The following is a 497-nucleotide window of genomic DNA, read 5'->3' as shown; positions in this document are numbered from 1 at the left end:
CTTGTGGACTGGTACGCCACGGCGACGACATCCCGGTTTCCTATGACTGGTTCCGTGACCGCATCATGTTCCCGATTCCGGATTCCCGGGGCAAGATCATCGCCTTCGGCGGCCGTGCTTTGCAGCCGGACGCGCTGGCCAAATACATGAACTCGCCTGACACCGAGCTCTTCCACAAGGGCAACGTACTCTATAATTTCGCCCGCGCCCGCAAGGCCTTGGCCAAGGGCGGCACGGTCATCGCCGTCGAAGGCTATATGGACGTGATCGCGCTGGCGCAGGCCGGCTTCGAGAATGTCGTGGCGCCGCTCGGCACCGCGCTTACCGAGAACCAGCTCGAACTGCTCTGGCGCATGGCGCCGGAGCCGATGCTGTGCTTCGACGGCGACAAGGCCGGGCTGAAGGCAGCGTGGCGGGCCGCCGACATGGCGCTGCCATCTGTGCAGGCCGGCCGTTCGGCGCGCTTCGCGCTGCTGCCGGAAGGCAAGGATCCCGAC

1 protein-coding gene is annotated in these 497 nt (G+C 65.6%); it reads left to right on the top strand.

Going from position 1 to position 497, the window contains the following annotated elements; translation table 11 throughout:
* Window positions 1-497: toprim domain-containing protein (locus EN893_RS37410; RefSeq protein ID WP_128362328.1), on the top strand; the 497-nt coding region annotated here is incomplete at both ends.

Source organism: Mesorhizobium sp. M7A.F.Ca.CA.004.04.2.1, assembly GCF_004022825.1.
Classification (GTDB): Bacteria; Pseudomonadota; Alphaproteobacteria; order Rhizobiales; family Rhizobiaceae; genus Mesorhizobium.
The sequence above is the reverse complement of the archived record's forward strand: the minus strand, read 5'-3'. Positions and strand labels throughout refer to the sequence as shown.